Origin of the sequence: Trebonia sp. (assembly GCF_049794275.1) — a bacterium.
Lineage (GTDB): Bacteria > Actinomycetota > Actinomycetes > Streptosporangiales > Streptosporangiaceae > Trebonia.
Map to the genome: position 1 here is coordinate 1 of NZ_JBARCR010001323.1, position 7,119 is coordinate 7,119.

General features: G+C 69.3%; 9 protein-coding genes. 5 read left to right on the plus strand and 4 right to left on the minus strand.

What is annotated here, in order from left to right:
• From WA805_RS32015 to WA805_RS32030, 4 genes are all read right to left on the minus strand, one after another.
• Nucleotides 1-1,307, minus strand: a 1,307-nt coding sequence (locus WA805_RS32015) for a DEAD/DEAH box helicase (RefSeq protein ID WP_425244213.1), incomplete at its 3' end; no start/stop codon positions are given.
• A 181-nt stretch (nt 1,308-1,488) separates the two neighbouring features.
• Complete coding sequence (locus WA805_RS32020) at nt 1,489-1,725, minus strand: DUF3107 domain-containing protein (RefSeq protein ID WP_422324652.1); 237 nt, start codon at nt 1,723-1,725, stop codon at nt 1,489-1,491.
• Between the two features lie 40 nt (nt 1,726-1,765).
• On the minus strand, nt 1,766-2,416 hold the full coding sequence (locus WA805_RS32025) for a TetR/AcrR family transcriptional regulator (RefSeq protein WP_422273919.1): 651 nt from the start codon (nt 2,414-2,416) through the stop codon (nt 1,766-1,768).
• A gap of 51 nt (nt 2,417-2,467) precedes the next feature.
• Nucleotides 2,468-2,635, minus strand: a complete 168-nt coding sequence (locus WA805_RS32030; RefSeq protein WP_422273917.1) for a hypothetical protein — start codon at nt 2,633-2,635, stop codon at nt 2,468-2,470.
• Nucleotides 2,636-2,749: 114 nt separating this feature from the next.
• On the opposite strand from WA805_RS32030, the gene WA805_RS32035 reads away from it, so the two are divergent.
• From WA805_RS32035 to manA, 5 genes are all read left to right on the plus strand, one after another.
• Complete coding sequence (locus WA805_RS32035) at nt 2,750-3,613, plus strand: Ku protein (RefSeq protein WP_422273916.1); 864 nt, start codon at nt 2,750-2,752, stop codon at nt 3,611-3,613.
• Entirely contained in the window at nt 3,610-4,569 is a 960-nt protein-coding gene (locus WA805_RS32040; RefSeq protein WP_422289048.1) for an alpha/beta fold hydrolase, read from the plus strand. The genes WA805_RS32035 and WA805_RS32040 overlap by 4 nt, the downstream gene beginning before the upstream one ends.
• A 30-nt stretch (nt 4,570-4,599) precedes the next feature.
• Nucleotides 4,600-5,778 (plus strand): adenylyltransferase/sulfurtransferase MoeZ, encoded by a 1,179-nt coding sequence (gene moeZ / locus WA805_RS32045; protein WP_422273911.1) that lies wholly within the window; start codon nt 4,600-4,602, stop codon nt 5,776-5,778.
• A gap of 462 nt (nt 5,779-6,240) precedes the next feature.
• The gene (locus WA805_RS32050; RefSeq protein WP_422273909.1) at nt 6,241-6,468 is read left to right on the plus strand and encodes a hypothetical protein; all 228 of its coding nucleotides are present in this window, start codon (nt 6,241-6,243) and stop codon (nt 6,466-6,468) included.
• Between the two features lie 73 nt (nt 6,469-6,541).
• Nucleotides 6,542-7,119: mannose-6-phosphate isomerase, class I (gene manA / locus WA805_RS32055; protein WP_425244214.1), on the plus strand; the 578-nt coding region annotated here is incomplete at its 3' end.

Here is a 7,119-nt window from a genome sequence, read left to right on the forward strand (position 1 = left end):
GCCCTGCCCCGGCTCCGGCCGCGCGGCTCGCTGGGACGCGACCTGATGCGACCGGTCTCGCCGAGGTCCTCCGTCGCCTCCGCGGACAGGCCGGCCCGTGCGCGCATCGCGCGCGGCAGCGTGCCGGTGACGCCCGGCGGGATGGACAGCTCCGTGTACAGGTGCTCAGACGTCGAGTAAGTCTCCGCCGGCTCCGGCTGGCCGAGGCCGAGCGCGTCGTTGATCAGCTTCCAGCGCTGCATGTCGCGCCAGTCCACGAACGTCACGGCGACGCCGGCCCGTCCCGCCCGGCCGGTCCGGCCGATGCGGTGCACGTAAGCCTTCTCGTCGTCCGGGCATTCGTAGTTGATCACGTGCGTCACGTCGTCCACGTCGATGCCGCGAGCGGCGACTTCGGTGGCCACCAAGACGTCGACCTTGCCGCTGCGGAACGCGCGCAGCGCGCGCTCGCGCTGGGCCTGGCCCAGGTCGCCGTGCACCGTCGCGACCGCGAAACCGCGGTCGTCCAGCGCCGTGGACACCTGGTCGCAGGCGCGCTTGGTATGGCAGAACACCATCGACAGGCCGCGGTCCTTGGCCTGCAGTACCCGCGCGAGCATCTCAATCCTGTCCATGCTGTGCGTGCGGTAGACGTGCTGCCTGGTGAGCGGCGGCGGCGCGGACTCGTTCGCCTCCTCGGCCCTGATGTTAGTCGGCCGGCGCATGTGCCGGCGGGCCAGTGTCACGACCTCGCCAGGCATCGTCGCCGAGAACAGCATGGTTTGCCGGTCGTCGGGGGTGAGCTTGAGCAGGCGCTCCACGTCCGGCAGGAAGCCGAGGTCGAGCATCTTGTCGGCCTCGTCGAGGACGAGCGAGCGGACCTTGCCGAGGTCGAGGTTCTTCCTGTTGGCGAGGTCGAGCAGCCGGCCAGGGGTGCCGACCACGATGTCGGTGCCCGCCTTGAGGGCGTCGATCTGCGGCTCGTAGGCGCGCCCGCCGTAGACGGTGAGCACCCGCGCGCCGAGATGCAGGCCCGCCTGCTTGATGTCCTCGGCGACCTGGACGGCGAGTTCCCTCGTGGGCACCACGACCAGGGCCGAGGGCTCTTTGGCTGCGCGGTCCGCGGCGAACGTGGTGGCCAGCCGGTGCAGCATCGGAATGCCGAACGCGAGCGTCTTGCCGGTGCCGGTACGCGCCTGCCCGATGATGTCCTGGCCGTCGATGGCCAGCGGGAGCGTAAGCGCCTGAATGGGAAATGTGGTGTGAATACCCGCGGTTTCGAGCGCGGTGCAGATTACCTCGTCAACGCCGAGATCGCGGAATGCCACCGCGTAGGATCCATCGGCGGACTGGATTGGTTGAGTTGTCAGGGGTTCCTCCGTGCGCTGAGCGCCTGGCACCCGCGCCTCCATCGGGCACGCGGCATCCAGGCACAGCGTCAGTGTCAACACGAACTGGGATTACGACATTCCACTGCCCAGCCGTTACCCAACGGTACCAGACGCGGAATTAGACAATGTTGCCGAAGCCGACGCGGCGCGACTGGTCGCCGCCGAACTCCACGAAGGCGATCTTGTCGGCCGGAATGAGCACCCGGCCGCCCTTCTGGGTGCCCAGCGCGAGGATGGCCGGCCCGTCCTTGGCGGCGAGTGCCGCCGCCAGGTCACGTTCGATCTCTGCCGCGGTCGCGTCGGTGTCCACGACGAGCTCGCGCGGAATGGACTGAATCCCGATCTTGACTTCCACGGCGCTCCTCATGCTGAGTGGGTAGGGAGAGTCGCCGCCCTCAGGCTTGCGCGGGCGGCTGTTCCGGCTGGTCGGCAGTGAGCGGCCAGCCGCTGATTCCGCGCCAGGCCAGCCGCGCCACCAGCTGTTCGGCCGCCTCCCTCGGGATCGAGCCAACCGTGCTAAGCCAGTACCTGGCGCTGACCTGTGCCATGCCCACCAGGCTGATGCCCAGCAGGTGCGCCTCGTCGTCCGCCACTCCGGCGTCTTCCTTGATCACCTGGCTGATCATGTCGGCGCACTTGCGGTCGGCGGTGTCCAGCCGCTCGCGGACTGCGGGATCGTTCGTGAAGTCCGACTCGAAGACCAGCCGGAACGTCCCCTTGTGCTCGGCGACGTACCCGAAGTACGCGCTGAACGTCGCGGTGACCCGCTGCCAGTTGTCGGTGGTCGAGCGCAGCGCCGTCCGGACCCCGTCGATCAGCTGCTCCACGCTCTCGTCGAGCAGCGCGAGGTAGAGCTCCTGCTTGCCGGGAAAGTGCTGGTAGAGGACCGGCTTGCTGACCCCGGCCCGCTCGGCGATCTCGTCCATCGCCGCCGCGTGATAGCCACGGGCGACGAAAACCTCCATGGCCGCGTCGAGCAGCTGGCGGCGGCGCGCTAGCCGGGGGAGCCTGGTCCCTCGCGGTTTGGCGGCTGATGGGGCGGTCAAGGTGATCTCCGAGTGCTAGCCATAGGCACCAACGGTAGTGGTCAGTGTGCGTCAGCGGTAATCCTCGTCGTCGTAGCCGATGTCGCGGGTCTGCTCCGCGGCGTCTGCCTCGTCTACCTCGAGCGGGAGTTCCCGCAGTTCACCGGCCTCCTCTTCGGGCACTTCGCGTGCCTGCTCGGCGGCGTCGTCGTCTGGCATCTCGATGCTTGTCTCGCTCAATGCTCGACCTCTTCCGTGCCAGGGGTGGTCTCCGCCATACCCAGCATCCACCATGTCAAGTCCCCCTCCAGTCGTGGGGTCTTGGCGGCCGATAAATGTGGGTAGGGGTGGTTCATGCGCAGCATCTGGGCCGGAGTCATCTCGTTCGGCTTGGTCGTGATCCCGGTCAAGCTCTATACCGCGACAGAGCAGCGCGACGTGTCGTTCCGGCAGGTGCACCGCGAGGACGGCGGCCGGATCCAGTTCAAGCGGGTCTGCTCGATCGACGGCCAGGAGGTGCCGTACTCCGACGTGGCCAAGGGCTACGAGCTGGCCACCGGGGACGTCGTGGTGCTCACCGACGACGACCTGAAGGACCTGCCGCTCGCGACGGCCCACCGGATCGACGTGCAGCACTTCGCCCCGTCGGGCCAGCTCGACCCGATCCTCGCCAACAAGGCCTACTACCTGGAGCCGGAACCCGCCGGGGTGCGCGCCTACATGCTGTTCCGCGACGCGCTCGAGCGATCGGGCCGGGTGGCGGTCGCCAAGGTGGCGATCCGCCAGCGCGAGGCGCTGGCGGCGGTGCGGGTGCGGGACGGCGTGCTGGTCCTCGAGACGCTGCTGTGGCCCGATGAGGTGCGTACCCCCGACTTCAAGTTCCTCGACGAGGACGTGGAAGTCAGGTCGCAGGAGCTGAAGATGGCCGCCTCGCTGATCGACACGATGACAGAGGACTTCGACCCGGGCGCGTATAAGGACGCGTACCGGGACGCGCTCGAGAAGCTCGTACAGGCCAAGATCGAGGGCAACGAGCTGGTCAGGCCGGCGCCCGGCATCTCGGCGGAGAAGCCAGGCGGTCCCGCCGATCTCACCGAGACACTGCGGGCGAGCGTGGCCGCGGCGAAGGCCAACAGGGCGAAAGACAGCGGAGAACCGGGCGACGGCAAGGCCGCCCCGGCGAAACGCTCGTCTTCCCGCCGGAAGGCGAGCGCGTGACCGGCCCCATCCCGCACTGGCCAGGTCGCACGGTCTCCCTCGCCGCTGGCGAGCAGGTGTACGTCGCGGAGACGCCCCGCTCCGTTCAGGACAAGAACAAAGAGCTGGTGCTGTGCGTGCACGGCATGTCGGGAGCGGCCACCAACTGGACCGACTTCATGGGGGAACTGGCGCCGGACTTCGCCTGCGCGGCGGTGGACCTGCCGGGGTCGGGTTTCTCCCCGCCGCCCGCCGCGAAGCGCGGCTACTCGATCACGGCGCTGGCGGGCACCGTGATCCGGCTCATCGAGGCCCTCGACCGCGGGCCGGTGCACCTGGCGGGCAACTCGATGGGCGGCGCGGTCTCCATCCGGGTAGCGGCCAGCCGCCCCGACCTGCTGCGGACGCTGACCCTCGTCTCGCCGGTGCTGCCCGACCTGCTGATCCGGCCGGAGCTGCTGCGCTTCCCGCTCGCCGGGCTGCCCGTCGTCGGCGACTGGGTGATGCGCCGCACGCAGCGCGTTCCGGCGGAGAACCGGGTGGCCGGGGTGGTGGCGACCTGTTACAACGACCCGGCCGCGATGCACCCGGACCGCTTCTGGCATGACGTGGCGGAGCTGAAGCGCCGCGACGGGCTGAGCTACAGCGCGACCACGCTGAGCCGCGCGGCGCGCACGATCGTGGCGGAGAACCTGCGGCCGCGCAGGTACTCGCTGTGGCGGGCGGCCGAGCGGATCACGGTCCCCGCGCTTGTCACGTTCGGCAGCCGCGACAGGCTGGTGAACCCCAGGCTCGCCGCTCCGGCGCGGCGCGCGTTCCGCGACGCTACCGTGATGGTGCTGCCGCAGACGGGTCACGTGGCCCAGATGGAGCGTCCTGAGCTTGTCGCGCGGCTGTTCCGTGAGATGGTAGACCGGACACGGGCGGGCGGTGACGTGACGGGGAATTCCGGCCGCCACGACCAGGTTGACGCCTAACGAGTTCCCCCATACTGACTGGAGTTGGAAGTGTCGCTGCCACCCCTTGTTGAACCGGCTGCCGACCTGTCGGTAGACGAGGTGAAGCGTTACTCGCGTCACCTGATCATTCCCGATGTGGGAATGGCCGGCCAGAAGCGCCTGAAGAACGCCAAGGTGCTGGTCGTCGGCGCGGGTGGCCTCGGCTCGCCGGCGCTGCTCTACCTCGCCGCGGCCGGCGTCGGGACCCTTGGCATCGTGGACTTCGACACGGTGGACGAGTCGAACCTGCAGCGGCAGATCATTCACGGCGTCTCGGACGTCGGCAAGTCCAAGGCTGAGTCCGCGAAGGAGTCGATCGCGGAGATCAACCCGTACGTGAAGGTCATCCTGCACACGGACCGGCTGGACTCGTCCAACGTGATGGACATCTTCGCGCCTTACGACCTCATCGTGGACGGGACCGACAACTTCGCGACCAGGTACCTGGTGAACGACGCCTGCGTGCTGCTGCACAAGCCGTACGTCTGGGGCTCGATCTACCGCTTCGACGGGCAGGCGAGCGTGTTCTGGGCCGACTACGGGCCGTGCTACCGCTGCCTGTACCCGGAGCCCCCGCCGCCCGGCATGGTCCCGTCCTGCGCCGAGGGCGGCGTGCTCGGCGTGCTCTGCGCGTCGATCGGGTCGATCCAGGTCAACGAGGCGATCAAGCTGATCGCCGGCATCGGCGAGCCGCTGGCCGGGCGGCTGATGATCTACGACGCCCTGGAGATGACGTACCGGACGGTCCGGGTGAACAAGGACCCTGACTGCGCCATCTGCGGCACGAACCCGACGGTGACCGAGCTGATCGACTACGACGCGTTCTGCGGCGCGGTGTCCGAGGAAGCCGCCGAGGCGGTCGTCGGCTCCACGATCTCCGCGAAGGACCTGGCGGCCATGCTGGACCGGGGTGACAACATCTACCTCGTCGACGTCCGCGAGCCGAACGAGTACGAGATCGTCTCCATCCCCGGCGCGACGCTGATCCCCAAGGGCGAGTTCCTCAACGGCTCCGCCCTGGAGAAGATGCCGCAGGACAAGCAGATCGTGCTGCACTGCAAGAGCGGCGCGCGCAGCGCGGAGGTGCTGGCGGTACTCAAGAACGCCGGCTTCTCCGACGCGGTGCACGTCGGCGGCGGTGTGCTCGCCTGGGTTAACCAGGTAGACCCGAGCCTGCCCACCTACTGAGGCGCACGTGCCGCTGGCGCGCGGACGGCCTGGACCGGCGCGTCCGCCGTCGCGATGGTCAGTGTTCGCCACCTAGGGCGAGATCTGCCCGCTTTGTGTCCCTTTTGCCCTAGTTCTGCGGTGCATTTCTCGCCTTATGTGCGTGCGGCACGGCGCTGCGGGCGCCGAACGCGCCCCGCCTGCGGCCCTTGCGGCATTGCCTCTGCCGGAGAGGTCACCGTGGCCACCTGCCGCGGCCAGTCTGGCTTATGTGTGTAATTCCGGGTGAATATGCCCCGAAAATACACACGTAGAGGCCGTGCGATGGCGGGCACGGTTGTCGATTACGCAATAGACGGGTCCGTAGGCCGCGCGCGTTGCGTTGAGAGTTTCCTATGGGGCCGCGGGGTGGTATGTGTGAAAACGTACGTTCCATCCGTGGGAGGGTGCCGTGGCGCGCGATCGAGTTGGGCGGGGGGTGCCGTGAAGGGTGACCGGGTGGAGATCGTGGTCGACACCGGCGATGGCACCCAGGCGTACGAGATGGCCGCGACCCGGGCCGGGCGTCGGGTGGAGGTCAGTACTGGCCGGGGCATTGTCGAGGTGAGCGAGGTCACCAGGACCGGGACGACGGTGCGAACCGCCCGGTTCATGGCCAGCCGCGTCGTCGCCCTCGTCGAGCACCCCGTCGATACGACCGGCGCGGACTAGCCGGGCGTCGGCGAGGCAGGCCGGCTAGCAGGGTGCCCGTCGCGGCGGGGTGCGGTGGACTAGCATGCCGCGGGTGGACCTTCTCGATCCGATGGTGCAGCCGTACGCGTGGGGGTCGCGGACCGTGCTCGCGGAGCTTCAAGGCCGCCAGGCCCCAACCGCGGGGCCGGAAGCCGAGCTGTGGATGGGCGCGCACCCGTCGGCGCCGTCCGGCCTTGACCGGGGTGGCGTCCGCACCACGCTGGACGCTGTGGTCGCCGCGGACCCGGCAGGCGAGCTCGGCGCGGAGTGCGCGAGGCGGTTCGGCGGGCGGCTGCCTTTCCTGCTCAAGGTGCTCGCCGCGGAGCAGGCGCTGTCCATCCAGGTGCACCCGTCGCGCGCGCAGGCCGAGGCCGGCTTCCGCGAGGAGACAGAACGCGGCCTGCTGCCCGGCGACAAGGCCCGCAACTACGTCGACGACTGGCCCAAGCCGGAGATACTCTGCGCGCTCACCCCGTTCGAGGTGCTCGCGGGAATGCGGACCGCCGCGGACGCCGCGCAGCTGCTGCGCGAGCTCGGCGTCGGCGAGCTCGAACCGGTGGCCGCCGATTTCGCGGCGGCGCCGGTCCCCGAGGCGCTCACCGCGGCCCTCGGCCGGGTCCTGAACTGGCC